The 26,384-nt window shown below is 64.7% G+C and carries 22 protein-coding genes; 6 read left to right on the top strand and 16 right to left on the bottom strand.

Annotation, left to right across the window (positions count from 1 at the left end; all coding sequences use genetic code 11):
• Positions 1-75 precede the first annotated feature (75 nt).
• The 7 genes from QDT69_RS31755 to ispG form a co-directional block, all read right to left on the bottom strand.
• Entirely contained in the window at positions 76-1,416 is a 1,341-nt protein-coding gene (locus QDT69_RS31755) for a Rieske 2Fe-2S domain-containing protein (RefSeq protein WP_279710405.1), read from the bottom strand.
• 180 nt (positions 1,417-1,596) lie between these two features.
• The gene (locus QDT69_RS31750) at positions 1,597-2,196 is read right to left on the bottom strand and encodes a DsrE family protein (RefSeq protein ID WP_279710404.1); all 600 of its coding nucleotides are present in this window, start codon (positions 2,194-2,196) and stop codon (positions 1,597-1,599) included.
• Between the two features lie 39 nt (positions 2,197-2,235).
• Positions 2,236-2,883, bottom strand: coding sequence for a hypothetical protein (locus tag QDT69_RS31745; RefSeq protein WP_279710403.1), 648 nt, complete (start codon positions 2,881-2,883; stop codon positions 2,236-2,238).
• Entirely contained in the window at positions 2,880-3,923 is a 1,044-nt protein-coding gene (locus tag QDT69_RS31740; protein ID WP_279710402.1) for a TAXI family TRAP transporter solute-binding subunit, read from the bottom strand. Before QDT69_RS31740 ends, QDT69_RS31745 begins: the two co-directional genes overlap by 4 nt.
• 56 nt (positions 3,924-3,979) lie before the next feature.
• Complete coding sequence (locus tag QDT69_RS31735; RefSeq protein ID WP_279710401.1) at positions 3,980-6,226, bottom strand: hypothetical protein; 2,247 nt, start codon at positions 6,224-6,226, stop codon at positions 3,980-3,982.
• Positions 6,227-6,473: 247 nt separating this feature from the next.
• Positions 6,474-7,367 (bottom strand): TauD/TfdA family dioxygenase, encoded by an 894-nt coding sequence (locus tag QDT69_RS31730; RefSeq protein ID WP_279710400.1) that lies wholly within the window; start codon positions 7,365-7,367, stop codon positions 6,474-6,476.
• Between the two features lie 494 nt (positions 7,368-7,861).
• Positions 7,862-9,151 (bottom strand): flavodoxin-dependent (E)-4-hydroxy-3-methylbut-2-enyl-diphosphate synthase, encoded by a 1,290-nt coding sequence (gene ispG, locus QDT69_RS31725; protein ID WP_279710399.1) that lies wholly within the window; start codon positions 9,149-9,151, stop codon positions 7,862-7,864.
• Positions 9,152-9,410: 259 nt separating this feature from the next.
• Between ispG and QDT69_RS31720 the strand changes: the two genes are divergently transcribed.
• Positions 9,411-10,286, top strand: a complete 876-nt coding sequence (locus QDT69_RS31720) for a sulfurtransferase (RefSeq protein ID WP_279710398.1) — start codon at positions 9,411-9,413, stop codon at positions 10,284-10,286.
• Positions 10,287-10,693: 407 nt separating this feature from the next.
• Here QDT69_RS31720 and QDT69_RS31715 read toward each other — a convergent pair whose 3' ends face one another.
• Both QDT69_RS31715 and QDT69_RS31710 read right to left on the bottom strand, forming a co-directional pair.
• Positions 10,694-11,650: a DMT family transporter gene (locus QDT69_RS31715; RefSeq protein ID WP_279710397.1), complete on the bottom strand. Its 957-nt coding sequence runs from the start codon at positions 11,648-11,650 to the stop codon at positions 10,694-10,696.
• A 170-nt stretch (positions 11,651-11,820) separates the two neighbouring features.
• The gene (locus QDT69_RS31710; protein ID WP_028338147.1) at positions 11,821-12,306 is read right to left on the bottom strand and encodes a transcriptional repressor; all 486 of its coding nucleotides are present in this window, start codon (positions 12,304-12,306) and stop codon (positions 11,821-11,823) included.
• Positions 12,307-12,468: 162 nt separating this feature from the next.
• Here QDT69_RS31710 and QDT69_RS31705 point away from each other — a divergent pair, with 162 nt between their 5' ends.
• The 4 genes from QDT69_RS31705 (at position 12,469) to QDT69_RS31690 (ending at position 17,472) form a co-directional block, all read left to right on the top strand.
• Positions 12,469-12,951, top strand: a complete 483-nt coding sequence (locus QDT69_RS31705) for a MarR family transcriptional regulator (protein WP_050426377.1) — start codon at positions 12,469-12,471, stop codon at positions 12,949-12,951.
• Positions 12,944-14,119, top strand: a complete 1,176-nt coding sequence (locus tag QDT69_RS31700) for an HlyD family secretion protein (protein ID WP_279710396.1) — start codon at positions 12,944-12,946, stop codon at positions 14,117-14,119. The genes QDT69_RS31705 and QDT69_RS31700 overlap by 8 nt, the downstream gene beginning before the upstream one ends.
• A gap of 196 nt (positions 14,120-14,315) precedes the next feature.
• Positions 14,316-15,872, top strand: a complete 1,557-nt coding sequence (locus tag QDT69_RS31695; protein WP_279710395.1) for an MDR family MFS transporter — start codon at positions 14,316-14,318, stop codon at positions 15,870-15,872.
• 289 nt (positions 15,873-16,161) lie between these two features.
• Positions 16,162-17,472 (top strand): ABC transporter substrate-binding protein, encoded by a 1,311-nt coding sequence (locus QDT69_RS31690; protein WP_279710394.1) that lies wholly within the window; start codon positions 16,162-16,164, stop codon positions 17,470-17,472.
• A 216-nt stretch (positions 17,473-17,688) separates the two neighbouring features.
• On the opposite strand, the gene QDT69_RS31685 is transcribed toward QDT69_RS31690, so the two are convergent.
• From QDT69_RS31685 to pcaF, 7 genes are all read right to left on the bottom strand, one after another.
• Entirely contained in the window at positions 17,689-18,858 is a 1,170-nt protein-coding gene (locus QDT69_RS31685; RefSeq protein WP_279710393.1) for a Gfo/Idh/MocA family oxidoreductase, read from the bottom strand.
• A 16-nt stretch (positions 18,859-18,874) separates the two neighbouring features.
• Entirely contained in the window at positions 18,875-19,729 is an 855-nt protein-coding gene (locus QDT69_RS31680) for a shikimate dehydrogenase (RefSeq protein WP_279710392.1), read from the bottom strand.
• Between the two features lie 21 nt (positions 19,730-19,750).
• On the bottom strand, positions 19,751-20,215 hold the full coding sequence (locus QDT69_RS31675; RefSeq protein WP_279710391.1) for an SRPBCC domain-containing protein: 465 nt from the start codon (positions 20,213-20,215) through the stop codon (positions 19,751-19,753).
• 10 nt (positions 20,216-20,225) lie between these two features.
• Positions 20,226-20,549 carry a metalloregulator ArsR/SmtB family transcription factor gene (locus QDT69_RS31670; protein WP_279710390.1) on the bottom strand — a complete coding sequence of 108 codons (324 nt, stop codon included), beginning with the start codon at positions 20,547-20,549 and terminating at the stop codon, positions 20,226-20,228.
• A gap of 134 nt (positions 20,550-20,683) precedes the next feature.
• Positions 20,684-21,280: a protocatechuate 3,4-dioxygenase subunit alpha gene (gene pcaG / locus QDT69_RS31665; RefSeq protein WP_279710389.1), complete on the bottom strand. Its 597-nt coding sequence runs from the start codon at positions 21,278-21,280 to the stop codon at positions 20,684-20,686.
• A complete protein-coding gene (gene pcaH / locus QDT69_RS31660) occupies positions 21,281-21,982 on the bottom strand; it encodes a protocatechuate 3,4-dioxygenase subunit beta (protein WP_279710387.1) in 702 nt (233 codons plus the stop codon).
• A gap of 105 nt (positions 21,983-22,087) precedes the next feature.
• Positions 22,088-23,296, bottom strand: coding sequence for a 3-oxoadipyl-CoA thiolase (gene pcaF, locus QDT69_RS31655; RefSeq protein WP_279710386.1), 1,209 nt, complete (start codon positions 23,294-23,296; stop codon positions 22,088-22,090).
• A 314-nt stretch (positions 23,297-23,610) separates the two neighbouring features.
• Between pcaF and mutS the strand changes: the two genes are divergently transcribed.
• The gene (mutS, locus tag QDT69_RS31650; protein WP_279710385.1) at positions 23,611-26,337 is read left to right on the top strand and encodes a DNA mismatch repair protein MutS; all 2,727 of its coding nucleotides are present in this window, start codon (positions 23,611-23,613) and stop codon (positions 26,335-26,337) included.
• Positions 26,338-26,384: the final 47 nt, after the last annotated feature.

The raw sequence follows: 26,384 nt of genomic DNA, 5'->3' as shown, positions 1-26,384 counted from the left end.
CCGCGTGTTTGGCGTGTTGGATCGAGAACCCATCCCCAGCGTCGTACCAGCGAAAGCAGGGACGACGCCGGCGATCTACTCCGCAGCCGCGTTCTGCCCGGGGCCGCCGACGAAGCCGGCGGGATCGCCGAACCGTTCGACCATCACGGCGGCAAGGTCCTTGGTCTTGCTGGTGACGCAGGCGCCGGAGCGCACGGTGTAGCGATCCTGGTGCGCGACATGCGGCGGCGCCTCGCCCTTTTGCAGCGCGCGGGCCGCCTCCATCATCAGCTTGCGGAAATGCATGATGCCGAGATCGGTCGGGCCAAGATGCTCGCGGGTGCGGTCGGCGATCGGGCCCTGGCTGTCCTGCACCGCGGCGTCCTGCTCGGAGACGCCCTTGATGCCGGTATAGCTCTTGGTCCGCTGCAGCTTGCGATCGATCAGATAGTCGTTCGACTTGTTGCGCAGCGGCACGTAGTTCTCGTCCACCACCGCCATCACGCCGTTGCCGTTGGCGTAGCCTTCGCGTTCGGCGTCGGTCAGCGGCCGGTGCGGATTCCAGGCATAGGTGTAGATCCAGCAATTGGTGTCGGTGACCGGCACGAAGGTCTGGCCGAACATGTTCTCGCCCGGCATCGAGCTCGGCGCGTAGCTGTGGAACGGCATCAGGAACTGGGCGATGCGCCAGTAGATGTTATCGCTGCCGGTGAGCCGGCCGCCCGCGACCGTCAGCCCCGCCTCATGCGGATTGATCTTGATCACCGGCCGCGGGTCCTCGGCGATCCAGCGCATGTGGTCGGTCGCAACCCGCGTCAGCGGGTTGACGAAGTGCTTCTTGATGTCGAGGATCTCGTTCTCCTCCTTCTCGAAGGAGAGATGCGCGAAGGTGAAATGCGCGGTGTCGATCGAACCTTCCACCGCCTGCACCCAATTGCAGTCCTGCCACTTCTTGGTGACGAAGCGGTGCGAGGCCGGCAGCAGCGCCATCTCCAGCGCGGGCAATTCCGGCATTTGATCGGCCGGGCCCATATAGGCCCAGATCATCTCGCCCCATTCGCGCACCGGATAGGATTTGATGCGGATCAGGTCCTTGGCGTTGAGGTCCGGATAGGAGGTCGGCATGTCGACGCAGCGGCCGTCGGTATCGAACTTCCAGCCGTGATAGACGCAGCGGATGCCGCATTCCTCGTTGCGGCCGAGCCATAGATTGGCGCCGCGATGCGGGCAGTATTGATCGATGACGCCGACCACGCCCCTCGAGTCGCGGAAGGCGAGCAGCTCCTCGCCCATCACAACGATCTTCTTCGGGTCGCTGTCCGGCTCCGGCAGTTCTTCCGACAGCAGCACCGGAATCCAGAACCGGCGCAGCAATTCGCCCATTCCCGTTCCCGATCCGGCTTCGGTGAGGAACTTGTTGTCTTCGGCACGGAGCATGGCATTTCCCCGGGAGTTGTTTTTGATTTTCCCGGAGCTTGGCGTAGCGGATGCGGAACGTCAATGCGATTGGCTGCGCGGCCGGAAGCCCTGCCCCGCGCGCCCGTGGATTTACGCCGGCGTTCTGCGCAGCAAGCCGCGCCCGCTGAAACGGAGGTCAGGGCCGGCAGGCCTTCCAGCTCACGGTTTCACGTAGGCCCATCCCTTCTCCTGCAATTCCATCACGCGCACGACGCCGGACTTCACGACTTCAGCCTGCTTGATGATCGGGATGGACTTGTTCTCGGCCTTCTGCATCTTCTCCTGGGTGTTGCCGCAGGCCTTGAACGACACCTCGGGTGTACTGAGGGCCATTTCCTCGATCCGCGCCTTCACCGGCGACGTATCCTCGCGCAGCATGTGCAGGCCCGGGCCGAACGTGACCACCTCGATCTTCACCTTTTCGCCAAGGCCCTTGTAATACTCGGCCACGTTGGTTGCGTTGTTGAGCGTGAGATTCATGGCGGCAGCATCATTGGAGTTCACCTGCAGGATCAGATGATGCTCCTTTCCCTTCGGCGCGGCCGGATCGTGCATGCGGGCATATGCGGAGCGCTTGCGCGTTTCGGCGGTGGCCCGCGGCGCTTCAGGTTTCCGAGCCTCGCTCACCGAGTAAGTCGCGGACTGCGCGGCCGGCACCCAGTATTTTCCGCCTTGCTGGGCCGCAGCAAATGGCGTGGACGCCAGCATAGCGACGGCGGCGATCGCAATGAATTTCGCAACAGCTTCAAAATTGCACATCAAGCATCTCCATTTCGAAAAATCGACAAGCACACTTTCTCAATTGCCGGGCCTTGCGACGGCGAGCGGCCATTTGCAGACCGCTGCCATCCTCGCGCGCATCGCATCCAGCCCCGCGAGCGAGAATGTTGCATCATGGGCAACCCCGGCACCGCGTGAGAGGTGGACGGCAAGCACCGCGTTATCGGGAAGCGATTGCAGCAGGCGAACCACATCGCCGGCGACGGCGACGCCGGAACCAGCCGCCGGCACGGTTGCCGCGACCTGCACCGGCGCACCGTCGTTGATGCGATAGGAAATCACAGAGCCGTCGCCCCGGCCCGAGATGGCGGGTCCGGCGAAGGACAATTCGGTCCGCCCGGCGCGACAGCGGATCGACAGCTTCACGGACGAATCGACCGAATCGGACATCGTCGCAGTGGCGATCGGTGAATAATCGACCGGCGACGTCGTCTCGCTAATGGTCCAACGATTCGCCTTCGACGCTTCGCGGCGGGCCGGTTCGGCGACATGCGACAGCTTGTCGAGGCACTCCAGCCGCGCTTCACGTTCGAGCTGCGAACAGGCGCGCAGCTGTGCCATGGGATCTGTCATGGGACCTGTCATGGGATTTTCCACCCCTTGCGCCACGGCAACGCCGTTGATGACGGCGATTGCCACTACAAGCGGGGTGGAAAGCCTGGTCATTGCGATGCCCGTGCGGTCGACGTCTGCCGATCGAGCCACGCCTGCGCGGCGGGAAAGCGCGCGAGGCCGGGCACGGTCGCTCCGAGGTTGATCGATTTCCATTTCGGATCGAAGCCGGGTCCCTGCAGCTTGTCGATCCGCGAGAAGAGATGATCGACGAAACGCGCAACGCGCTCGAAGCGGTTCGAGTTGGCCGGCCAATTGAAGGCGACGAGGGCGGTAGGTACGGCGATCGTGGCGACATGATCGCCCTGCTTGATTAGATTTGGGTAATCGGCCGCATCGAGCGCCGCCGGCAGATAATAGTCCTCGAACTTGCTGTCATACGGGACCGGCAGGAACTTGAAGCCCGCTTCAAATCGGCCCTTCACGAATGCATCGACCGGCTTCGAGGTGATGAAGACGACGGCCGCCATTTCGCCCTTCCGCATCTGCTCGAGCGCGACCTGGTGCGGAATGAACGTCTTCTCGATGTCGATACCGAGGCGACTGAAGATCAGCGGACCTGAATAGGCTGCGGCCGTACCCTGGCTATTGAAGTTCACCTTCTTGCCGGCGAGGTCGCTCAGACTCTTAATCTCCGGACGAACGAAGATATGCAGCTCGGACGGAAACAGGTTCAGGACGTAGGTGATCCGCCGCTGGATGTCCGGCACCTGGCTCTTGTATTCCTCGAGCGCGTCGGAATTGATGATCGCAGCATCGATGCCGCGCAAATACAGCAGCGAGTTCAGGTTCTCGACGGGCCCTCGCGTCACCACCGGGAGGACATGCAGATTGTCGCCGTCGTCGACCACGCGGGCGATCTCCGCGGCGAGGCGGATCGGCGCGCCCTCGAGGAGGCCGCCGGCGAGGCCCACGGTCCAGGCATTCATCGCCAGGGCTTCGGGCCTCGGCTGAGGCGGCTTGGCCCGGATCACGTGCGCCTTGTGGGGCCGGTCATGTTGCGGCCGCGCATCCGCCGGAGGCGGCTGCAGCGCCGGGAGCAGCGACATCAGGCCCGCAAGCAGCAGCGGGCGAAATCCGATCAACCTTGTCATCGAGCAGCTCCTTTGCACGAGTCAGCGCGTTCGTCCTTGCCACTGGGATCGTTTGATCAACGCAGCGCCTCGAACCGCGCCTTTGCCTCCTTGATTCCACCGGCCTCGGCCTTGGCGTAGAGATCGCGCGCCTTGGCCGCATCGCCACGCGTTCCATAGGTTCCCCAGTTCGACAGGGTCAGCGGATCATAGGTTTCCGCGAGCGCGAAGCTTGCCTGGGCGCTGCCCGTCTCGGCGACGCTTTCCAGCACGACCCGCGCACCCCCGATGTCTCCGCGTTCCAGCAGCAAGCGCGCCCGCGCCAGCAGTCTCGCCTCCTGCGCACCGTCGTCAGGCGGGGCCGCGGCATTGCCCGCGGTGCGCGCCGCGGCGGCCCGGTCCTGAGGCGGCGCCACCGCTGCGCCCGCCGGCTCCTCCTGGATGGGCCGGCCAGCGTTGCCGGTGGTGGCAACCTGAGACGCGACAGGCGGCACTTTCACGGCGAACGCAGCCATGTCGCGGCGCGCCGACGCAAGATCCCGCTCCAATTGCTCGGTCCTGCCACGCTCCCGCTGCAACAGGCTGCGCTGCTCGGCCACGGCCTGCTCCGCGGCTTGCTTCATCCCGGCGGCTTGCAAGTTCGCTTCGGCTGCCCGCTTGGCCAGCGCATCGAGTTCGCTTTTCTTTGTTGCGAGATCACGCGTCAGCGCTTCAGCCCGCTGCTGCTCTCGCTGGAGCGACTGTCGCAACTCGGCGGTTTCGTTTGACTCCGCCTGCTTGCGCTTTGCTGCTTCGTCGCTGGCTTGGGCTGCCTGCGCCTCGTATGCGTAGACTTTGCTGCGCGCGGTGGAAAGATCCCGCGCCAGTGCATCGCCCCTCTCGTGCTCCTTCTGCATCGATCGGCGCAGTTCCACAGTGCCGGCTTCCGTCGTCAGCTTCAGCTTGGCAAGTTCGTCGCCGGCCTTGGCCGCCAGTGCCGACTGCGCCTCCACGTCACGACGTGCTGCCGCGAGATCCAGCTCCAGTTTCGCGGCCCGCTTCTGCTCCTGCTCCAGCAACTTCTGCGAGTCCGCTGCGCCGCTTTGCGAGGCCGCCTTCAGTTTGGCCGTTTCATCGCCCGCCTTCGCCGCTAGCGCTGATTGTGTCTCCACGTCACGCCGCGCCGCCGCAAGGTCCTGCTCCAGTTTCGCGGCCCGCTTCTGCTCCTGCTCCAGCGACTTTTGCACATCGGCAGCGCCGCTTTGCGAGGCTTTCTTCAGTTGGGCTGTCTCTTCGCTCGCCTTGGCCGCCAGCGCGGTTTGCGTCTCCACGTCACGCCGCGCCGCCGCGAGATCCAGCTCCAGTTTCGCGGCCCGCTCGTGCTCCTGCGCCAGCGATTTCTGCACGTCCACAGCGCCGCTTTGCGAGGCCTTCTTTAGCCGTGCCGCTTCATCGCTCGCCTTGGCCGCCAGCGCGGTTTGCGTCTCCACGTCACGACGTGCCGCGGCAAGGTCCTTCTCCAATTTCGCGGCCCGCTCGTGCTCCTGCGCCAGCGACTTCTGCACGTCCACAGCGCCGCTTTGCGAGGCTTTCTTCAGTTGGGCTGTCTCATCGCTCGCCTTGACCGCCAGCGCGGTTTGCGTCTCGACGTCTCGACGTGCCGCTGCGAGTTCCTGCTCCAGTTTCGCAGCCCGCTTCTGCTCCTGCTCCAGCGACTTCCGCACGTCTGCAGCGCCGCTTTGCGAGGCTTTCTTCAGTTGGGCTGTTTCATCACTCGCCTTGACCGCCAGCGCGGTTTGCGTCTCGACGTCACGACGTGCCGCAGCGAGGTCCTGCTCCAGTTTCGCGGCCCGCTCGCGCTCCTGCGCCAGAGGCTTCTGCAGGTCCGCGTTGCCGCCCTGCGAAGCCTGCTTCAGCTTCGCCGTCTCGTCGTTTGCCTTGACCAGCATTGCGGCCAGCGTGTCCACATCACGGCGCGCCGTCGCAAGGTCCTGTTCCAGCTGCGCGGCGTGGTCGCGCTCCCCTTGCAGCGACTTCTGCAAGACTGCAGTGCCTTGCGGAATGTCCTTCAGCGACTTTCTCAGTTTTTCGACTTCGCCCTGCAAGGCATTCTCGACCTGAACCGAATTCTCGCGTTCCTTGGTCAGCAGGCCCTGCAGCAATTCGACATCCCGCCGCGCTGTCGCGAGTTCGCGGGTGAGCCCGTCAACGCTTTGCGCTTGGGCTCCGGCCGGACCGGCGTCGCCTGGAGAGCTCGTCTTCGCTTGCGCAAGTTGCGGGGAATCGCCGGCGATGCCATTGGACTGCGCGCGCGCTCCGGCGCCGGCATCCGCAAGACACATCATCACAAGGGTTGCTGCGATCCATGAGGGAGCAGCCGGACGCATCGTCCTCGGAGGACATGGCAGTTGATCCGATTTGACGCGCAAGCCCGCACCCCGCGCGCCCAGTATCACCTGTCGCATGGTGATAACGCCCAGTCTGATGCGGCATCATAGGGCTCAGCGGCTCGCGGATACTATGACCCGCAAGGGTTACCCCTGTTAACCGCGCGCGTGGGGCCAGGCCGAGGCATCGCGCTCAGCCGCGCACTCACACCGGCCGTTCGCCCTTCACCGTGACGCGGGTGCCGGAGCGGGTGTGCGGCCAGTAGTCCCACATCGCGCGGTGCTGGGCGCAGCGATTGTCCCAGAACGCGATCGCGTTCTCGGTCCAGCGGAAGCGGCACTGGAACAGCGGATTCTCGGCATGTTGGTAGAGATAGGCCAGCATGGCGTCGCTCTCGTCGCGCGGGATGCCGACGATGAAGCGGGTGAAGCCGCGATTGACGTAGAGCGATTTCTTCCCCGTCACCGGATGGGTGCGCACGACCGGATGCTCGGCGCGGGGATATTCCCGCTTGTCGGCGACGCCGTAATTCGCATAGAGGCCACGATAGGTCTGCTCGCCGTCATGCAGCGCGGTCAGCCCGTCGAGATAGGCCTTCATGCGGCCCGACAGCGCCTCATAGGCGGCGTACATGTTGGCGAACAGGGTGTCGCCGCCGCGCGGCGGGCACTGCTTGATGTAGAGGATCGAGCCCATCGGCGGCTCGAGATCGCAGGACACGTCGGTGTGCCAGCCCTCGCCATTGGCGCGCGGTGAATCCTTGTCGGCATAGATCTTCATCAGCGCCGGATCGCCCTCATTGGGGGCTGCGGGATGCACGTGCAGCTCGCCGAACTTGCGGCCGAAGGCGAGGTGCTGATCGGGGCTGATGTGCTGATCGCGGAAGAAGATGACGAGGTTTTCGGCGAGCGCACGATGGATCTCGTCCATTTGGCGGTTGGACCGCGCATCGTCGCCGACCAGCTTGCCGATATCGACGCCGGAGATTTCCGCGCCGATGATCGGCGTCAGCTTCTCGACCCCGATGGTCTCATAGGGCTCGGATTGGTCGGCGAGGTGGCGGTAGCGCGGACCTTGCTTGCCGGACAGCGAGCTCATGGTGTTCTCCCGATGGTTCTTGTTTTGACCATCGTAGCCGGGATCAAGCCAAGCGCAATCCACGCCGCAAAACGTTTACAGCAATCTTCTTTCTTGCGTGCGTAGCGGCGCTAGAGCTTGAACAGGTGGCGTTGCAAGAGATTTAGGATCAGGCCGTCCTTGTATTGAGGTCAGCCGATCATAAGCCAAACTACGCTCGCCATAAGCATAGCGAAGGACACCACCACAGCGCTGACTAAGGCGATTTCAACGCCGTCTATGCCATCATGATGATCCACCCGCATCCGGTGTCACCTCCCCACGGGTCGAAAACCGACCCTGACTATTAACTTTTGGGGAGCGTTCAAGTTCCGGCGACTTGTGGCGTTTGCCATAGTGTCAAAGAGTTGTGTTTTGCGAAGACTCGCAACCCACATCTCGCGCCATCAAGGGCTGTGGCTATGGTCCCTGCTTTCGCAGGGACGACACCGAGTATGCGTCACCAGCGGAGTGAATTACTCCGCTGCGCCGGCCTGCTCGGGCAGCTTGGCGCCGCTGCCGTAACGCTGGTCGATATAGTCGATCACCAGCGCCTTGAAGTCGGCGGCGATGCCCGGACCGCGCAGGGTACGGAACTTCTTGCCGTCGACGAACACCGGCGCCGCCGGCGCTTCGCCGGTGCCGGGCAGCGAGATGCCGATATTGGCGTGCTTGGATTCGCCGGGGCCGTTGACGATGCAGCCCATGACCGCGACGTTGAGCTGCTCGACGCCCGGATACTTGGTCTTCCAGGCCGGCATCTCGTCGCGGATGAAATCCTGGATCGAGCGTGCCAGCTCCTGGAACGTGGTCGAGGTGGTGCGGCCGCAGCCCGGGCAGGCCGCAACCAGCGGCACGAAGGTGCGGAAGCCCATGGTCTGCAGCAATTCCTGCGCGACCTGCACTTCCAGCGTACGGTCGCCACCGGGCTCCGGCGTCAGCGAGATGCGGATGGTGTCGCCGATGCCCTGCTGCAGCAGGATGCCGAGCGCGGCCGAGGACGCGACGATGCCCTTCGAGCCCATGCCGGCCTCGGTGAGGCCGAGATGGATCGCATAATCCGAGCGGCGCACGACTTCCTGATAGACCGCGATCAGGTCCTGCACGGCGGAGACCTTCGCCGACAGGATGATCTTGTTCTTGGGCATGCCCAGTTCCTGGGCGCGGGCCGCCGACAGCAGTGCCGACTGCACCATCGCCTCGCGCGTCACAGCGCGGGCGTCGCGCGGATTCGGCGATGCGGTGTTCTCGTCCATCAGCTTGGTGAGCAGCTCCTGGTCGAGCGAGCCCCAATTGGCGCCGATGCGCACCGGCTTGTCGTTCTTGTTCGCGATCTCGATGATGTCGGCGAACTGGGTGTCGCGCTTGTTCTTGAAGCCGACGTTGCCCGGATTGATGCGGTACTTGTCGAGCGCCTCGGCGCAGGCCGGATACTCGGCGAGCAGCTTGTGGCCGATATAGTGGAAGTCGCCGATCAGGGGCGTCGTGATGCCGCGCTTGCGCAGGCCGTCACGGATGTGCGGCACCGCGGCGGCGGCTTCCTCGCGGTCGACCGTGATGCGCACCATCTCGGAGCCGGCGCGGGAGAGCGCGGCGACCTGGGCGATGGTGCCATCGATATCGGCGGTGTCGGTGTTGGTCATCGACTGCACGACGATCGGCGCACCGCCGCCGACGGCAACGTTGCCGACCATGACCTGCGTGGTTTGGTGCCGGGCTTGAGGACCTGCGACGTCGTCTTGCGGCAAAATCTCGGGCTTGTTCATGGCGTCTCGAATATCAGGTTTTGGTGACATTCACCAAGGGGGCGATAAGCCTTGCGCAGGGCAGGCCAAACGGTCAGGTTTCGGAGTGAATTCAACAGCTTATGCCGCCGATTGAGGCCAAACGCAAGCCATGCAGCGGCGTCCTGCATGGTCCGCTATATTGGGCCGAATTGGGGTGAATCAAAGGGCAAAGTGACAGCTTTTCATGTGATCTGGCGCATCTTAGCATCCACTTAAGATCATACCGGGAGGGCGTGACATGGCCGACTATGGCGAGCTGATCACCACGGCGGAACTCGCCGAGATCCTGACCCGGCCCGAGTTGCGGCTGTTCGACTGCACGACCTATCTGGAGCCGGCCCCCGCGGGCAGCGGCGTTCCCTATATTGTGGTCTCGGGCCGCCAGACGTTCGAGGCCGGCCACATTCCGGGCGCCAATTTCCTCGATCTGCAGGCCGAATTCTCCGACGCCCATACCAATCTGCGCTTCATGATGCCGCCGACAGCCCAGCTCGAGGCGGCGTTCGGCCGGCACGGCATCTCGGCGGCCAGCCGCGTGGTGCTCTATTCGATCGGGACCGCGATGTGGGCGACGCGGTTCTGGTGGATGCTGCGCTCGCTCGGCTTCGAGGGCGCCGCGGTGCTCGACGGCGGCATCGACAAATGGACCGCCGAGGGACGCGACATCGAGACCGGGCTCGCCGGCGGCTATCCGCCGGCAACGTTCCCGGCGCGGCCGAAGGACGGCATGTTCGTCGACAAGCATGACGTGCTCGCCGCGACCACCGAGCGCGACGCCGTGATCGTCAACGCGCTCGGCCCGCAATTCTACAAGGGCTTGGAGCCGAGCCGTTACGGCCGGCCCGGCCGCATCCCCGGCAGCGTCAGCGTGCCGGCGGCAACGCTGATCGATCCCAAGGCCAAGACGTTCGTGCCGCTCGAAGAGGCCGAGGCAACCTTCGCCGCGCAGGGCATCACGAAGGATAAGCGCGTCATCGCCTATTGCGGCGGCGGCATCTCCGCGACCATCGACCTGTTCCAGCTGCATCGGCTCGGTTACGACAATCTCACGCTCTATGACGGCTCGATGGGCGAATGGGCGAAGGATGCTGAGCTGCCGATCGAAGTGGGGTAGTGGACGGGGGCGTGATGCCTCCTCCGTCGTCCTGGCCTAGTGCGCAATTGCGCACGGGCGCCAGGACCCATAACCACCGAATTTGCTTGTGAACGGGAACGCGGCCCTAGCGTGGCGCGACAACCGGCATTTGGGGTAATGGGTCCTGGCTTTCGCCAGGACGACACTGAGTTTGATTTTGCATCGCCCGCCAAACAACGCGGTGTCATCACCCGGCGAAAGCGGGTGATCCAGTATTCCAGAGACAGCAGAGCTTGAGCCGAGAGGCCGCGGCGTACTGGATCGCCCGGTCAAGCCGGGCGATGACAACTCGTAGGGCGGATTAGCCGAAGGCGTAATCCGCCGCCTGGCGTTCGACGCAGAATGGCGGATTACGCTGCGCTAATCCGCGCTACAGCAGCGAAGCTTCACGCCGGCACGTTCGGGTCCGGCGTCACCTTCGGGTCCGGCTTGTTGACGAGATAGAGGCCTGCGATCACGAACAGCGCGGCGACGCCGAACGCCGGGGTCAGGGTGTCGTGCATGACGAAATAGGCCGCGACGACGCCGAACAGCGGCGTAACGAAGGTGAAGGCGGACAGCTTGCTCGCCGAATAGGTCTTCACCATCGCGAACCAGATCACGAACGTGCAGCCGACCACCCAGACCGCCTGATAGGCCAGCAGCGAGATCGACAGCGCGCTCGGCAGGTGCTCGATGCGCTCGCCTGCAATCCAGGCGGCGAGGCCGAGGATCGGGATCGAGATTGCGACTTGGTAGCCGAGCGCCTTTTCCGGCGCGGCCTTGCGCAACTGCGTGCCCTTGGCGACCAGCGTGGTCGCCGCCCACAGCGCGCCGCCGCCGACCACCATGAGATCGCCGAGCAGCACCTTGGCATCGACATTGGGCTGCGGCACGCCGATCGCGAGCGCGACGCCGGCAAAGCTCAGCGCCAGCCCGCTCCACTGCACGGTGGAGAGCCGCTCGCCGAGGAACTGGTGCGAGCCGAGCGCGACGAAGAACGGCGCGGTGTAGAGGAACACCGAGGCGCGCGACGCCGAGGTGAAGACGAGGCCGGTGAAGATCAGCACGAACTCGCAGCCGAACATCAGCCCGGCAATGATGCCGGGCACCAGCGTGCCGTCGCGCTCGAAGAATTTGACGCCGCGCAAATGGCCGACGATCAGCATGACCGGCAGCGCGCCCGAGGAGCGGATCAACGCCTGCAGCATCGGCGGTACGTCGGGCAGCGCGAGCTTGACCGCCAGCTGGTTGAAGCCCCAGCTCACGCACAGCATCAGCATCAATGCGATGGCGCCGGGCGGCAGCCCATGGCCGACGCTGACGGGCCTCGTGACGCTGGCTGAGATCGCTTGGGTCGACATGTTTCCTCGCGGGCCGGCTTGCTGCCGTGTTGTTCTGTTTCAGTCTCGATTTAAGCCGTCATTGCGAGGAGCGGAGCGACGATGCAATCCATGCCTCAGCAAGCGGGGAGATGGATTGCTTCGCTCCGCTCGCAATGACGGGGAAAGACTTCGGAATATCTTGGCGACAATCATTTCTGGCAATGCGCGCAGGTGCCGGCGATCTCGACAACGGAGAGCTTCGGGATGAAACCCGAGGCCCGCGCTGCCGCGGTCAGGCTTTGCGCGACGGGGGCGGCCGGGATTTCGCCGACCGAGCCGCAATGGTCGCAAATCAAGAACGCCACCATCGAGGTCTCGTCATGGTCATGCGCGCAGGCGAGGAAGGCGTTGCGGCTCTCGATGCGATGGACGAGGCCGTTCTCCATCAGGAAGTCGAGCGCACGGTAGACGGTAATCGGTGCCGGGCGCGGCATGGTCTTGGCCAGCTCGTCGATCACCTCATAGGCGCCGAGCGGCCGGTGGCTCGACAGCAGCGCCTGCAGCACCTGACGCCGGATCGGGGTGAATTTCTGCCCGCGGCGCGCGCAGACCTGCTCGGCATGCGCCATCGCGTCCGCGGCGCAGCGGCCGTGATCGTGGTCGGGGGCGGGAAAGGTCGGCTTGGCCAGGCTCATTGCCTCGATATGTAGCATTTTTGCGCTCGTTCCCATAGCCCGGCCCGGACCCAGTCCCTCGCCGCTATGCAGCCATGCCCCCAATGCGGAGCAGCCCTCCGTTAACCCGATGTGCAGAATTCATAAGCAAGCTTATTATATCCCAAGCTTATGGAGATGACATTGATGCGCGGTTCCGTGGACGCGAACTTCATGTTTACGCTGGGCGAATTGTTCCGGCTGATCCGCGTCTATGCGGACAAGGAGGCCGCGCGCTACGGCATCACCCGCGCGCAATGGGCCGTCCTGTCCAAGGTGGAACGCCAGGAAGGGCTGAAGCAGACCGAGCTCGCCGAGTTGCTCGAGGTGCAGCCGATCACGCTGACGCGGCTGATCGACAAGCTCTGCGACAATGGCTGGATCGAGCGCCGCAGCGACGAGAACGACCGCCGCGTCAACCGCCTCTATCTGAAGAAGGCCGCGCGCCCGCTGCTCGGGAAGCTCGCAGGCCTGCGCTCCGAACTCACTGCGACCGCGCTCGAGGGCATCAGCCCCGCAGACGCGCATCGCCTGCTCACTCAATTGGAATCGATCAAGGAAAACGTTCGCAATGCCATCCAAAGCCCAGCCGGCGAGCCCTCCCGAAAGGAACAGCGCTATGGCTGAACCCGTCCTCAAACTGGCCCCCGAGCAGAAGAGCAATCCGGGCGTATCGGCGCCGGCCGGCAAGGCCAGCCGCGCGCCGCGCCGTCGCCTGATGGCGGGGCTGCGGCGCTATCGCCGCGTGCTGCTGCTCGTCGTGCTGCCGATCGTGGCTGTGATCGCCGGCGGCGTGTTCTATCTCAATGGCGGCCGCTATGTCGGCACCGACGACGCCTATGTCGGCGCGCAGAAGGTGCTGATCACGCCGGAGATCTCCGGCAAGATCGACAAAATCGTCGTCAAGGAAGGCCAGCACGTCAAGAAAGGCGACGAGCTGTTCGAGATCGACCCGGTGCCGTTCCGCCTCGCGGTCGACCAGGCCAAGGCGGCGCTCGACCAGACCCGGACCACCTATGACAACCTGGTCGACAACATCAAGATCAACACCAGGATGCTGGAATTCGCCCAGCAGAGCATCGAATTGAAGAAGCGCGACGTCGATCGCAAATCGACGCTCGCCAAGCAGAATTTCGGCTCGCAGCTCGACCTCGACAACGCGGCGAACGCGCAAGTGACCGCGGAGAGCCTCGCGCAATACATCAAGCAGCAGATCTCCAAGGACAAGACGCAGCTGCTCGGCGATGTCGAGCTGCCGATCGAGAAGTTCCCGCCCTATGCCCAGGCCAAGGCGAAGCTCGACGACGCCCAGCGTAATCTCGACCACACCGTGCTCCGCGCGCCGATGGACGGCGTCGCAACCCAGGTCGACCAGATCCAGCTCGGCCGCTTCGTCAACGCGGGCGCGCCGGTGTTCTCGGTGATCGACGTCGACCATCCCTGGGTCGACGCCAATCCGAAGGAAAGCGACTTCACCTATGTCGCGGTCGGCCAGCCGGTGACGCTCGACGTCGATGCGTTCCCGAACCACGAATTCAAAGGCAAGATCGGCTCGCTGTCGCCCGGCACCGGCGCGCAGTTCGCGATCCTGCCGCCGCAGAACGCCACCGGCAATTTCGTCAAGGTGGTGCAGCGCGTGCCGGTGCGGATCTATTTCGACGAGAACGATCCGTTCGTGAAGAAGCTGAAGGCCGGCATGAGCGTCTACGCGACGATCGACACCAACCACCGCCGCACGCTGGCCGGCCTGCTCGGGCTGCGCACGGCCTCGGCGCACCCGGACCATCAGGACTGAGATGGAGCAAGATCGAAACCCAGCGCACGACCTCTCCCCTTGTGGGAGAGGTCGGATTGCATCGCCAGATGCAATCCGGGTGAGGGGTTACGCTCTCTCGTGGGACCTGATCCCCCTCACCCGCGCCTTCGGCGCGACCTCTCCCCGATGGGGAGAGGTGGATTCCCGCTGCAATCAGCGAACAGGACTGAACTGAATGAATGCACCGTCACCATCAGCCGTGCCCGGCATGCGCCGGAACATGGTGACGATCTGCGCGATGACCGCGACGATCATGCAGGCGCTCGACACCACGATCGCCAACGTCGCGCTGCCCTATATGCAGGGTTCGCTGTCGGCCTCGCAGGACCAGATCAACTGGGTGCTGACCTCCTACATCGTCGCCGCCGCGATCATGACCGCGCCGGTCGGCTGGATCGCCAACCGCTACGGCCGCAAGCGCATCTTCATCATCTGCTCGGCCGGCTTCACCATCGCCTCGGTGCTGTGCGGCCTCGCGCAGGACATCAACCAGATGGTGCTGTTCCGCCTGTTGCAGGGCGTGTTCGGCGCGGCGCTGGTGCCGCTGTCGCAGGCGGTGATGCTGGATTCCTACGCGTTGCATGAGCGCGCCAAGGCGATGTCGATCTGGGGCATGGGCGTGATGATGGGCCCGATCATGGGCCCCTCGCTCGGTGCCTGGCTGACCGAGACCTATTCCTGGCACTGGGTGTTCTTCGTCAATTTGCCGTTCGGCTTCTTCACTGTGCTCGGTCTGGTCATCTTCATGGACGAGACCAAGCAGGACCTCAATCTGCGCTTCGACTGGTTCGGCTTCGGCGCGCTCGCGGTCGCGATCGGTTCGCTGCAGCTCGCGCTCGACCGCGGCGAGCAGCTCGGCTGGCTCGAGTCCAACGAGATCGTGATCGAATTCATCGTCTCGGCGATCGGCTTCTATTATTTCTTCGCCCATTCGCTGACCACCAGCCGGCCGTTCATCCAGTTCGCGCTGTTCAAGGACAAGAACTTCCTCGGCGGCTGCGTGTTCATGACGGTGATGGGCCTCGTGCTGTATTCGACCATGGCGCTGTCCTCGCCTTACTTGCAGAACGTCGTCGGCTATCCGATCATCACCGCCGGCCTGCTGCTGGCGAGCCGCGGCTTCGGCACCTTCGTCGCGATGATGCTGGTCGGCCGTCTGATGCGCTACATCGAGGCGCGCACGCTGATCATCTCGGGCCTCGCGCTGACCGCGGCCTCGCTGTTCCAGATGACCGGCTGGACCGACATGACCCAGGCGAACGAGATTATCGTCGTCAGCGTGATCCAGGGCTTTGGCTTCGGGCTCGTGTTCGTGCCGCTGTCGACGGTGGCGTTCCTGACGCTGCCGAACCAGCTGCGCACCGACGGCACCTCGATGCTGACGCTGCTGCGCAACGTCGCGAGCTCGGTCGGCATCTCGATCGTGATCGCGCAGCTGACGGAAGGCGGACGGCGGATCTACGCAAAGCTGTCGGAGCAGATCAATCCGTTCAATCACGCACTGCAGATGCCCGACGTATCAGGCATGATCAACCTTAACACCGATGCCGGCCGTGCGATGGCCGACAGGATGGTGGCGGCGCAGTCGCAGATCATCGCGTTCTCGCACGACTATCAGCTGGTGATGCTGTTCATCCTGGTCTCGATCCCGCTCGCGCTGATGATCGGCTCGACCAAGGCCGCGCTGCGCTCGCAGTCAGCGCCGTCGGACCACGCCGCGGTGATGGAGTAGGTTGCTGCGGCCCTGTGCCCGATAGCGCGCCCCAACCGCTTTATCGGTGTCATCGCCCGGCTTGACCGGGCGATCCAGTATTCCAGAGACCGCAGTGCTTGAGCCGATAAGCCGCGACGTGCTGGATCGCACGGTCAAGCCGGGCGATGACAGTCTTTGACGCGGGCTGACATCGACGAAAGCGCAAGACACCGCCCCCGCAATCGCGTTGACTTTCCAACCTCCCCTCCCAATACTCGCCGAAAAACAAATACCCGTCACGCAGCTGACGGTTTCAGGGGAGGACGCGATGCCGACTTCACGCAGGACGCTGCTGAAGACTTCAGCGGCTGCCGCCGCTGCTTTCAGCTTCGATTGGACACGCGCGCAGGCGCAGGCCGGAGCGGTCCGGATCGGTGTGATCTACGATTTGACCGGCCCGTTCGCCGCCGGCGGCTCGGTCGCCTCCTCGATCGGCACCCAGATCGCGATCGATCTCGTCAATGAAAAGGGCGGCGTCGGCGGCAAATACAAGATCGCGCCGGTCAACGTCGATTCCCAGAGCAAGCCTGATGTCGCGATCAACGAAGCCAATCGCCTGATCGATCAGGAGAAGGTCGACATCCTCAACGGCGTGTTCGCGAGCTCGCACGCGGTGCCGCTCGCCGCCAAGGTCGAGCAGCAGAAGCGCATCCTCTGGATCACCACCGCGGTCTCGACCGCCGTGTTCAAGGACAAGAACCTGCAATACGTGTTCCGCGCGCAGATCCATTCCGACCAATACGGCCAGGCCTTCGGCGGCTTCCTCGGCGAGCACGCCAAGGCCAGGCTCGGCATGGAGCCGAAGGACGTCAAGGTGGCGCTGATCCATGAGGACGGGCCCTACGGTGTCGGCGTCGCCGCCGCCGATGAGACCTTCGCGAAGGAGGCCGGGCTGCAGGTCGTGCTCAAGGAAGGCTATTCGGCCTCCGCGCCCGACCTCTCGGTGCTGGTGACCAAGCTGAAGCGCGCCAAGGCCGATATCATCTCGCATGCCGGCTACAACCCCGACATCACGCTGTTCCTGCGCCAGGCGCGCGAGAGCGGGCTGAAGTTCAAGATGCTGTTCGGCGCCGGCGCGGGCTACAGCCAGCTCGACAAGCTGCGCGCGACCTTCGGCGCCGACATCGACAATTTCTGCAACATCGATCCCGTTCCGGCGCAGCTGCTCGATCCCGCCAAGCTCGCGCCCGGCGTCGGCGATCTCACCAAGACCATGGTTGCGCGCTACCGCGAGAAGACCAGCGCCACCGAAGTGCCGCCGCACTGCTCGATGGGCTTCAACCAGACCTGGATCCTGCTCAACAACGTGCTGCCGGTCGCCAAGGAGAAATATGGCGGCTTCGATCCCGAGGCGATCCGCAAGGCGGCGCTCGACGTCGACATCCCGCCGGGCGGCACCATCCAGGGCTATGGCGTGAAATTCTATCCGCCGGGCACGCCGATGTCCGGCCAGAACGAGCGCTCGACGCCAGTGGTGATGCAGAACGCCGGCGAGCGCATCACCGTCGTGTGGCCGACGAATATAAGGACGCAGGATCCGGTGTTCCCGTTGCCGAAGGGTTCGGTGTACGGGGCTTAGTGGTTGATCCTTGTCCCGGCTGGTTGGCAACCATCCCCGTCATCCTGAGGAGCCCGCACTTGCGGGCGTCTCGAAGGATCGACGGCCACCGGCCGGGCCGGGCATCCTTCGAGACGCGCCAACGGGGCCGCGCTTCGCGCGGACCCGTTGGCGCTCCTCAGGATAACGGATCTGACGTGGCACACGCGAGAAAGTAATCCCGCTGTTGCCGACAACCTATAGCACCACCCGCCTGCCCTCATCGGCGGCCCAATAGCCGGCGTAGTTCACCTTCGTCGTCTCATACGCCAGCGCGAGGTCGGCGAGCGGTTGCCGGCCGGTGGCAACGCATTCCATGAAGTCCTGGATCTCCTGCAGATAGCCGCGGGTCCATTCCTCCTCGAGGCAGACATATTGCCAGCCGGTTTTGCGGTCGACCTTCTCGGTGATGTAGACGCTCGCGAGCTTCTCCTCCGAGGTCTGGTAGCTCGTCAAATGCGTGTTCGGCGTGATGTTGGCGAACAGCGAGCCGCCGCTTGTATAGGTCTCGATCAGATTGCGCACGCCGCCCATGATCATGTCGCCGGAGAACACCGTCGCCTTGGTGCCATCGGAGAAAGTCGCGGTCAGCGTGCCCCAATCCTCGACGTCGACCGGATTGGCCTTGATGTAGGCGCGCTCCTCCGGCTTGAGGGCGGCGGTGACGTTGCCGACGTCGCAGGTGACGCTCACGACATTGATGGTCTCGCCACGCGCGCGGGCCTCGACCTGCTTGAGATAGAGCACCGCCGATAAGGGATGGCAGCCCATCCGGATCAGCGAGCCGCCGCCGGTCATCGACCACTCTGCGGCGTGCGCCGCATGCGAGCCGGAATGGCTCTCCTCGCCCTTCATGAACAGGATCTTGTCGCGCGTCGCGCGGATGATCTCCGCGGTCTTGGTCACCGCCGGCGCATAGATCCAGTCCTCGGCATACATGAACAGCCTGCCGGTCTGCTCGATCGCGGTGCGCGTTGTCTCCATCTCCTCCATCACGCGCTGGTACATCAGCGCCTTCGGCACGTGCCTGCCGATCGGCGCCTTGTCGCCGTCGCGGCCGAAATAGCCGCTGAACGGCTTCTCGCAGATCACATGCTTGCCGGCCTGCATCGCCTCGACGATCATCGCGGCGTGAAGATTCGGCGGCGTGCAGATGTCGATCACGTCGAGCTCGCGGTCGGCAACGAGCTCGGCGAAGCTGCGATAGGCATTCGTGATTTGGTGCTTGCGGGCGAACTCGACCACATGATCGCCGCGCGCCGCGACCGCCCTCACCTCGACATCGACGCCATAGATGCGCCGGTACGCATACATGTGCAGCTCCGACACGAAGCCGCAGCCGGCCAGACCGATCCTGATTTTTGTCATTATATGTCTCCGCCCTTCAGGCGGGCGGAGAGTAGCGTGCGGCCATCACCGCGTCGAACGCATTTGCCATGACGTCCGTCGAAGGCATCATGCTCGTGAACAATTCGAATGCGTCCGCTGCTGCGTAGATCGCGAGATAGCGCCCGGTCAGGACTTTGGCGCCCCTGGCCTTGGCTGCCGTGAGCAGCGGCGTCCAGAGCGGCGTGTAGACGGCGTCGGCGACCCACATCGACGGATGCAACAAGCTGTCCTGCACGGGGCTGTCGCGGTTCGGCAGCATGCCGACCGGCGTTGCGTTGACGAGACCAGTCGCGCCATCGAGCGCTGCCTCGACGCTGGCGACGCCACGAGCCGCATGACGGCCGGCCAACTGGCCGGCCAGCCGCGCGACCTTGGCGCCGTCACTGTCGAAGATGCGCAGTTCGCCGACGCCGAGGATGGCCAGCGCAAAGGCGATGGCCTTGCCGACGCCGCCGGCGCCGATCAGCGCGATCGGGCCGCGCGGTGCGGTGGCAAGCAGCGGCGCAATCGCGCGCACGAAACCTGATGCATCAGTGTTGTACCCGACCAGACGTGCGCCACGGGCGACGATGGTGTTGACGGCGCCGATCGCGCCGGCATCCGGCGCGAGGTCATCGAGCAGGTCGATCATCGCTTCCTTGTAGGGAAAAGTGACGTTGACGCCGGCAAAGCCGAGCCGCCTGATGCCCTCGAGCATCGCGCGCAGGTCGTTGCGCCCAGCGTTCTTGACCTCGATGAGCTGGTAGTGCGCGTGAACGCCGAGCGCGGCGGCGGCCTGCTCGTGCATCGCAGGCGCTGCCGAATGCGCGATCGGATACCCAATCAGACCGGTCAGGAAGCGGTCGCGCATTGTCCCTCACATCGACAGAGCTCAGCTCATGCGGTCAAGCCGAGCATAGCTGTCTTCCATGCCGTGCTCCATGCCGGTCGCGAGCATCGCCGCACGCGTCTCGGCATCCGGCAGCGTCATCCGCATGGTCATCACGGTGCCGTCACCATCAGGTGCAAAGCGGGTCTCGACACGATTGTCCGGCGTCGGATCGGGCAGATGCATGCGCTCGACATGCACGATGCGGCTGAACGGTTCGAGTTCGAGATATTCGCCAGTCAGATGAAAGCCGCCGCCCTTGCCGTCGGTCCACTCGTAGCGGATCTTGCCGCCGGGCCTGAGCTCGCTGATGCAGACCGGCATGGTCCAGCCGTCAGGACCGAGCAGCCATTTCTGCAACAGCTCCGGCTCGGTATGCGCGCGATACACCGCCTCGGGCGGCGCGACGAAGCGCCTGGTCACGACGATATAGCGGTCGCCTTCGGTCTTCAGCGTCAACTTACTCATAGGGCACCTTTCACTGCTCAGGCTTCATGGCGGCCAGCACTCCATCCAGCCGGTCGTAATTGGTTTCCAGCGCGCGGCGCAGCATGCCGAGCCACTGATCGATCTCGGCAACGGCCGTCGGCGCCAGCCGGCACGGCCGCTTGGTGCCCTCGACGCGCCGCACGATCAGGCCGGCGCCCTCGAGCACCTTGAGATGGCGGGAGATCGCGGGCTGGGTCAGCTCGAACGGCTCGACCAGCTCCATGACGGTCGCTTCGCCCAACGCGAGACGCGCCAGAATCGCCCGGCGGGTCGGGTCAGCGAGCGCAGAGAAGGCGGCGTCGAGGTTGGCCATGCTTGATCTCGTACCTTTTATATAACTTACTTGTTATATAAACAGATGCGCATAGTCAAGCGAAATCCGCTGCGGCGAAGGCGCGCAGCGGATTTCGGTCGTCTCTTCAATGCTGGATTGGCGTGCCGCGCCGGCTAGACGTCGAAGAACACCGTCTCGTTATCGCCCTGCAGATGGACGTCGAAGGTGTAGGCGTTGCCGCCTATCTTCTTCGCGATCAGGGTCGCGCGGCGATCGGCCGGCACCAGCGCGAGCGTGGAGTCAGTGGCATTGCCGGCTTCATCGTCGAAATAGATTCGCGTGTAGAGGTGCAGCAGCATGCCGCGCGCGAACACCGCGAGCAGGATGTGCGGCGCCTGCGGCTTGCCGTCGGCATCGGGCACCATACCGGGCTTGATGGTGTCGAACGCATAACCGCCGCTCTTGTCGGTGCCGCAACGGCCAAAACCCTTGAAGCTCGAGTTCGGCAATGCGCGCTTGTCCTGCGGATCGGAGAAGTGGCCTTGCGCATCGGCCTGCCAGATCTCCAGCATGCAATCCGGGATGACAGCGCCATCGCCGTCATAGACCTTGCCCTCGATGCGGATGCGCTCGCCGGATGTATCAGGGGTCAGCAGGTTGCTGGTGAAGGCGTCGTTCCACTCATATTCGCCGTTCGGCGTCAGGCCGTATTTGAAATAGGGACCGACGGTCTGCGAGGGTGTGATTCCATCAGGACGCTGGTTCGACACTTACTTGGTCTCCATCGGCGTGGCGTTGCGGCCGCGCAGCACGATATCGAAGCGGTAGCACAGCGCCCATTCCGGCTTGGTGTTGTCGAGATCGAACGAGGAGATCATCCGCGCCCGCGCCTTCTCGTCGGTCACGGAGTTGAAGATCGGATCGAACGGAAACAGCGGATCGCCGGGGAAATACATCTGCGTGACGAGGCGCGAGACGAAGGAATGCCCGAACACCGAGAAGTGGATATGCGCGGGCCGCCAGGCGTTGTGGTGATTGCCCCAGGGGTAGGCGCCGGGCTTGATGGTGATGAACTTGTAGTAACCGCTCGCATCGCTCTGCGTCCGGCCGGCACCGGTGAAGTTCGGATCGAGCGGCGCGGGATGCTGGTCGACGACGTGGATGTAGCGGCCGCAGGCATTGGCCTGCCACAGCTCGACCAGCGTGTTGGGCACGCCGCGGCCGTCCTCATCCAGCACATGGCCGTGCACGATGATGCGCTCGCCGAGCGGCTCGCCCTTGGCCTGGATGGTGAGGTCGTTGTCGTGCTGACGCACCGTCTCATGACCATAGACCGGCCCAGTCAGTTCCGAGAGCGTGTGCCGCATCGGAATCAGCGGCTTTTGCGGTGAACGCTTCACCGTCGAGCGATAGTCCGGCGACAACCGCGCCGGATGGGCCGCAAGCGATTGCAGCGGGTACAACAAGGTCATGGCGAATTCCTCCGCGGCTCACGCGCCCGGTGAGCTCACATCAGATCATTATAGTGCATAACCAAATTGGGGAAGGGCTGTTTTCAGCCCTTCCAAGCGATTGGATTAGTTCAGCTTTTCGATCGCGACCGCGACGCCCTGGCCGACCCCGACGCACATAGTTGCCAAGGCAAGCTTCCCGCCCCGCTTCTCCATGCCGTGCACGGCAGTCAAAACCAGCCGCGCGCCGCTCATGCCGAGCGGATGGCCGAGCGCGATTGCGCCGCCATGCGGATTGACGAAATCGGCATCTTCCTTGACGCCGAGCTGACGCAGGCAGGCGATGCCCTGCGAGGCGAAGGCCTCGTTGAGCTCGATCAGGTCGAAGTCCGACACCTTGATGCCGAGCCGCTCGACCAGCTTCTTGGTCGCCGGCACCGGGCCGATGCCCATGATGCGCGGCGGCACCGCGGCCGAGGCCAGGCCAAGGATCTTTGCGCGCGGGGTCAGGCCGTGCTTCTTCACCGCAGCTTCCGAGGCGAGGATCATCGCGGCGGCGCCGTCATTGACACCAGACGCATTGCCCGCGGTCACCGTGCCCGGATTGCGCACGATCGGCTTCAGCTTGGCGAGACCTTCGAGCGTGGTTTCGGGGCGCGGATGCTCGTCCTTGTCGACGGTGATGGGGCCGGCCTTGCCGCCGGGCACCTGGATCGGCACGATCTCCTCGGCGAAATAGCCCGATGCGATCGCAGCACCCGCGCGCTGCTGCGAGCGGATCGCCATCGCGTCCTGATCGGCGCGCGACACCTGGAATTCCTCGGCGACGTTCTCGCCGGTCTCCGGCATCGCATCGACTCCGTACTGCGCCTTCATCAGCGGATTGATGAAGCGCCAGCCGATCGTGGTGTCGTAGATCTCGGACGAGCGCGAGAAGGCTTCCGCAGCCTTGCCCATCACGAAGGGCGCGCGCGTCATCGATTCGACGCCGCCGGCGATCGCGAAATCGATCTCACCGGCGCGGATGGCCCGGCCCGCGGCGCCGACCGCATCGAGGCCGGAAGCGCAGAGCCGGTTCAGGGTCTGGCCGGGAACCGACTCCGGCATGCCGGCGAGCAGAAGTGCCATGCGCGTGACGTTGCGGTTGTCTTCGCCGGCCTGGTTGGCGCAACCGAAATAAACCTCGTCGACCTCGTTCCAATTGAGCGTCGGGTGCTTGGCCATCAGCGCCTTGATCGGCGCCGCGGCGAGATCGTCGGCGCGCACCTTGGCGAGCGAACCGCCGAAACGGCCGATCGGGGTCCGGACGGCATCGCAAATGAACACATCACGCATTGAATCTCTCCCTGAATGCCGCGACTTAGGCGCTGGATCGGCTGGAACTTGAGGGCAGTTTTAGGAGCGTGCCCGCGACAGGTCAATTGACGCGGCTGCGCGCCCCGCACGCAATACCGTGAGGGCTGTCATAACTGCACCGTGGACAGGGTGGAAAACCCCGGCTTCGCGGATAGGACCGCGCGACGAAATTTTGTAGCTTCCGCCATCTGGAGCCCCGGCGGTTCTGATGAGATCAGAACCGGGCTCCAGATTCTTCTTTGGACGCGTTTTCTTCACGCGAACCGGTGCCCACTTCTCTCGAAAACGCTCTGATGACCATCCAGCAGCCCATTCCCGTTCCGCCCGAAGCCACTCCCGCCGAGGCGACCTCGCGCGTCACGCCGATGATGGAACAGTACCTGGAGATCAAGGCCGCCCATCCCGGCCTGCTGCTGTTCTACCGGATGGGCGATTTCTACGAGCTGTTCTTCGAGGATGCCGAAATCGCCTCGAAGACGCTCGGCATCGTGCTGACCAAGCGCGGCAAGCATCAGGGCATGGACATCCCGATGTGCGGCGTTCCGGTCGAGCGCTCCGAGGATTATCTGCATCGCCTGATCGGCGCCGGACATCGCGTCGCGGTGTGCGAGCAGACCGAAAATCCCGCGGAGGCCAAGGCGCGCGGCAACAAGAGCGTGGTCCGCCGCGGCGTGGTGCGGCTGGTAACGCCGGGCACGCTGACCGAAGACACGCTGCTCGACGCCCGCACCAACAATTATTTGATCGCGATCGCGCGTGCTCGCGGCTCGGCCGGCGCGGATCGTCTTGGCCTTGCCTGGATCGACATCTCGACCTCCGAATTCATGGTGACGGAGTGCGCGACCGCGGAGCTTGCGGCAACCTTGGCGCGGATCAATCCGAACGAGGCGATCGTCACCGACGGGCTCTATAGCGACAATGAACTCGCGCCGACCTTGCGCGAGCTGCCGTCGGTGACGCCGCTGACCCGCGACGTGTTCGACAGCGCCACCGCGGAGCGGCGGCTGTGCGACTATTTCGCGGTCGCGACCATGGACGGCCTCTCCGCGATGTCGCGGCTGGAGGCAACTGCCGCGGCTGCCGCCGTCACCTATATCGACCGCACCCAGGTCGGCAAACGCCCGCCGCTGTCGCCGCCGGCGCGCGAGGCCGCCGGCACCACAATGGCGATCGATCCGGCGACCCGCGCCAATCTCGAATTGACGCGCACACTGGCCGGCGAGCGCCGCGGCTCGCTGCTCGATGCGATCGACTGCACCGTCACCGCAGCCGGCTCGCGCCTATTGGCGCAGCGGCTTGCGGCGCCGCTGACCGATGTTGCCGTGATCGCGCGGCGGCTCGATGCGGTCTCCGCCTTCGTTGCAGACTCCGCGGCACGCGAGGACGTCAGGACCGTGCTGCGCGCGGCGCCCGACATGTCGCGGGCGCTGGCGCGGCTCTCGGTCGGCCGCGGCGGCCCGCGCGATCTCGCCAGTCTGCGCGACGGCATCCTCGCCGCCGACCAGGCACTGGATCTGCTCGCACAGCTCGCCGATCCGCCGGCCGAAGTTTCGACCGTGATGGCGGCATTGCAGCGTCCGTCGCGCGATCTGGCGCGGGAATTCTCCCGCGCACTGTCAGAACAATTGCCGCTGATCAAGCGCGACGGCGGATTCGTTCGCGAAGGCTATGAAGCCGCGCTCGACGAAAGCCGCAATCTGCGCGATGCCTCGCGCCTCGTCGTCGCCGCGATGCAGGCGCGCTACGCCGAGGACACCGGCATCAAGACCTTGAAGATCCGGCACAACAATGTGCTGGGCTATTTCGTCGAGGTCACCGCGCAGCACGGCGACAAGCTGTTCGCGCCGCCGCTGAATGCGACCTTCATCCATCGCCAGACGCTGGCGGGACAGGTCCGCTTCACGACCGCAGAGCTCGGCGAGACCGAGGCCAAGATCGCCAATGCCGGCGAGCGTGCGCTCAATCTCGAGCTCGAGATCTTCGAGCGGCTGAGCACGATGGCGCTCGCCGCCAGCGACGATCTCCGCAACGCCGCGCATGCCTTTGCGATGCTGGACGTCGCGACGTCGCTGGCAAAGCTTGCAATCGACGACAATTATGTGCGGCCCGATGTCGACGGCTCGCTCGGCTTTGCGATCGAGGGCGGCCGCCATCCGGTGGTCGAGCAGGCGCTGAAGCGCGACGGCCAGCCGTTCATCGCCAATGCCTGCGATCTGTCGCCGGCGCCGGGACAGAAGTCCGGCCAGCTCTGGCTGATCACCGGTCCGAACATGGCCGGTAAGTCGACCTTCCTGCGGCAGAACGCGCTGATCGCGCTCCTTGCTCAAATTGGCAGCTATGTGCCGGCGTCGCGCGCACGGCTCGGCATCGTCGACCGGCTGTTCTCACGCGTCGGCGCCGCCGATGATCTGGCGCGCGGCCGTTCGACCTTCATGGTCGAGATGGTCGAGACCGCCGTGATCCTGAACCAGGCCAGCGAGCGGTCGCTGGTCATCCTCGACGAGATCGGCCGTGGCACGGCGACCTTCGACGGCCTGTCGATCGCCTGGGCCGCGATCGAGCATCTGCATGAGAGCAATCGCTGCCGTACGCTGTTTGCCACCCACTATCATGAGCTCACGGCGCTCTCGGCCAAGCTGCCGCGCATGTTCAATGCCACGGTGCGGGTCAAGGAATGGCAAGGCGACGTCGTATTCCTGCACGAGGTGCTGCCGGGCTCGGCCGACCGCTCCTACGGCATCCAGGTCGCAAAGCTCGCCGGCCTGCCGCCCGCCGTGATCACGCGCGCCAAATCGGTGCTGGCAAAACTCGAAGCCCAGGACCGCGGCCAGACCGCGCGCGCGCTCGCCGACGACCTGCCGCTGTTCGCCGTCCCCTCCCGCGCCGCCGCCGAGGACAAGCCGCCGAGCGAGGCGGATCTGCTGGTGGAAGCGGTGAAGGCCCTGCACCCCGACGAGATGTCGCCGCGCGAGGCGCTGGATGCGCTGTATGCGCTGCGGGCGAAGCTGCCGAAGGGGTAACAGTGCCGTAGGGTGGGTTAGCCGGAGGCGTAACCCACCGTTGTCGC

Origin of the sequence: Bradyrhizobium sp. CER78 (genome assembly GCF_029846235.1) — a bacterium.
Lineage (GTDB): Bacteria > Pseudomonadota > Alphaproteobacteria > Rhizobiales > Xanthobacteraceae > Bradyrhizobium.
Note: the sequence above shows the minus strand (reverse complement) of the source record. Positions and strands in the feature narration are given on the sequence as shown.

Bases quoted from the DNA above. Each gene is read 5' to 3' on its own strand.
- QDT69_RS31755 (WP_279710405.1), bottom strand. From the start codon at position 1,416: ATGCTCCGTGCCGAAGACAACAAGTTCCTCACCGAAGCCGGATCGGGA.
- QDT69_RS31750 (WP_279710404.1), bottom strand. From the start codon at position 2,196: ATGTGCAATTTTGAAGCTGTTGCGAAATTCATTGCGATCGCCGCCGTC.
- QDT69_RS31745 (WP_279710403.1), bottom strand. From the start codon at position 2,883: ATGACCAGGCTTTCCACCCCGCTTGTAGTGGCAATCGCCGTCATCAAC.
- QDT69_RS31740 (WP_279710402.1), bottom strand. From the start codon at position 3,923: ATGACAAGGTTGATCGGATTTCGCCCGCTGCTGCTTGCGGGCCTGATG.
- QDT69_RS31735 (WP_279710401.1), bottom strand. From the start codon at position 6,226: ATGATGTGTCTTGCGGATGCCGGCGCCGGAGCGCGCGCGCAGTCCAAT.
- QDT69_RS31730 (WP_279710400.1), bottom strand. From the start codon at position 7,367: ATGAGCTCGCTGTCCGGCAAGCAAGGTCCGCGCTACCGCCACCTCGCC.
- ispG (WP_279710399.1), bottom strand. From the start codon at position 9,151: ATGAACAAGCCCGAGATTTTGCCGCAAGACGACGTCGCAGGTCCTCAA.
- QDT69_RS31720 (WP_279710398.1), top strand. From the start codon at position 9,411: ATGGCCGACTATGGCGAGCTGATCACCACGGCGGAACTCGCCGAGATC.
- QDT69_RS31715 (WP_279710397.1), bottom strand. From the start codon at position 11,650: ATGTCGACCCAAGCGATCTCAGCCAGCGTCACGAGGCCCGTCAGCGTC.
- QDT69_RS31710 (WP_028338147.1), bottom strand. From the start codon at position 12,306: ATGAGCCTGGCCAAGCCGACCTTTCCCGCCCCCGACCACGATCACGGC.
- QDT69_RS31700 (WP_279710396.1), top strand. From the start codon at position 12,944: ATGGCTGAACCCGTCCTCAAACTGGCCCCCGAGCAGAAGAGCAATCCG.
- QDT69_RS31695 (WP_279710395.1), top strand. From the start codon at position 14,316: ATGAATGCACCGTCACCATCAGCCGTGCCCGGCATGCGCCGGAACATG.
- QDT69_RS31690 (WP_279710394.1), top strand. From the start codon at position 16,162: ATGCCGACTTCACGCAGGACGCTGCTGAAGACTTCAGCGGCTGCCGCC.
- QDT69_RS31685 (WP_279710393.1), bottom strand. From the start codon at position 18,858: ATGACAAAAATCAGGATCGGTCTGGCCGGCTGCGGCTTCGTGTCGGAG.
- QDT69_RS31680 (WP_279710392.1), bottom strand. From the start codon at position 19,729: ATGCGCGACCGCTTCCTGACCGGTCTGATTGGGTATCCGATCGCGCAT.
- QDT69_RS31675 (WP_279710391.1), bottom strand. From the start codon at position 20,215: ATGAGTAAGTTGACGCTGAAGACCGAAGGCGACCGCTATATCGTCGTG.
- QDT69_RS31670 (WP_279710390.1), bottom strand. From the start codon at position 20,549: ATGGCCAACCTCGACGCCGCCTTCTCTGCGCTCGCTGACCCGACCCGC.
- pcaH (WP_279710387.1), bottom strand. From the start codon at position 21,982: ATGACCTTGTTGTACCCGCTGCAATCGCTTGCGGCCCATCCGGCGCGG.
- pcaF (WP_279710386.1), bottom strand. From the start codon at position 23,296: ATGCGTGATGTGTTCATTTGCGATGCCGTCCGGACCCCGATCGGCCGT.
- mutS (WP_279710385.1), top strand. From the start codon at position 23,611: ATGACCATCCAGCAGCCCATTCCCGTTCCGCCCGAAGCCACTCCCGCC.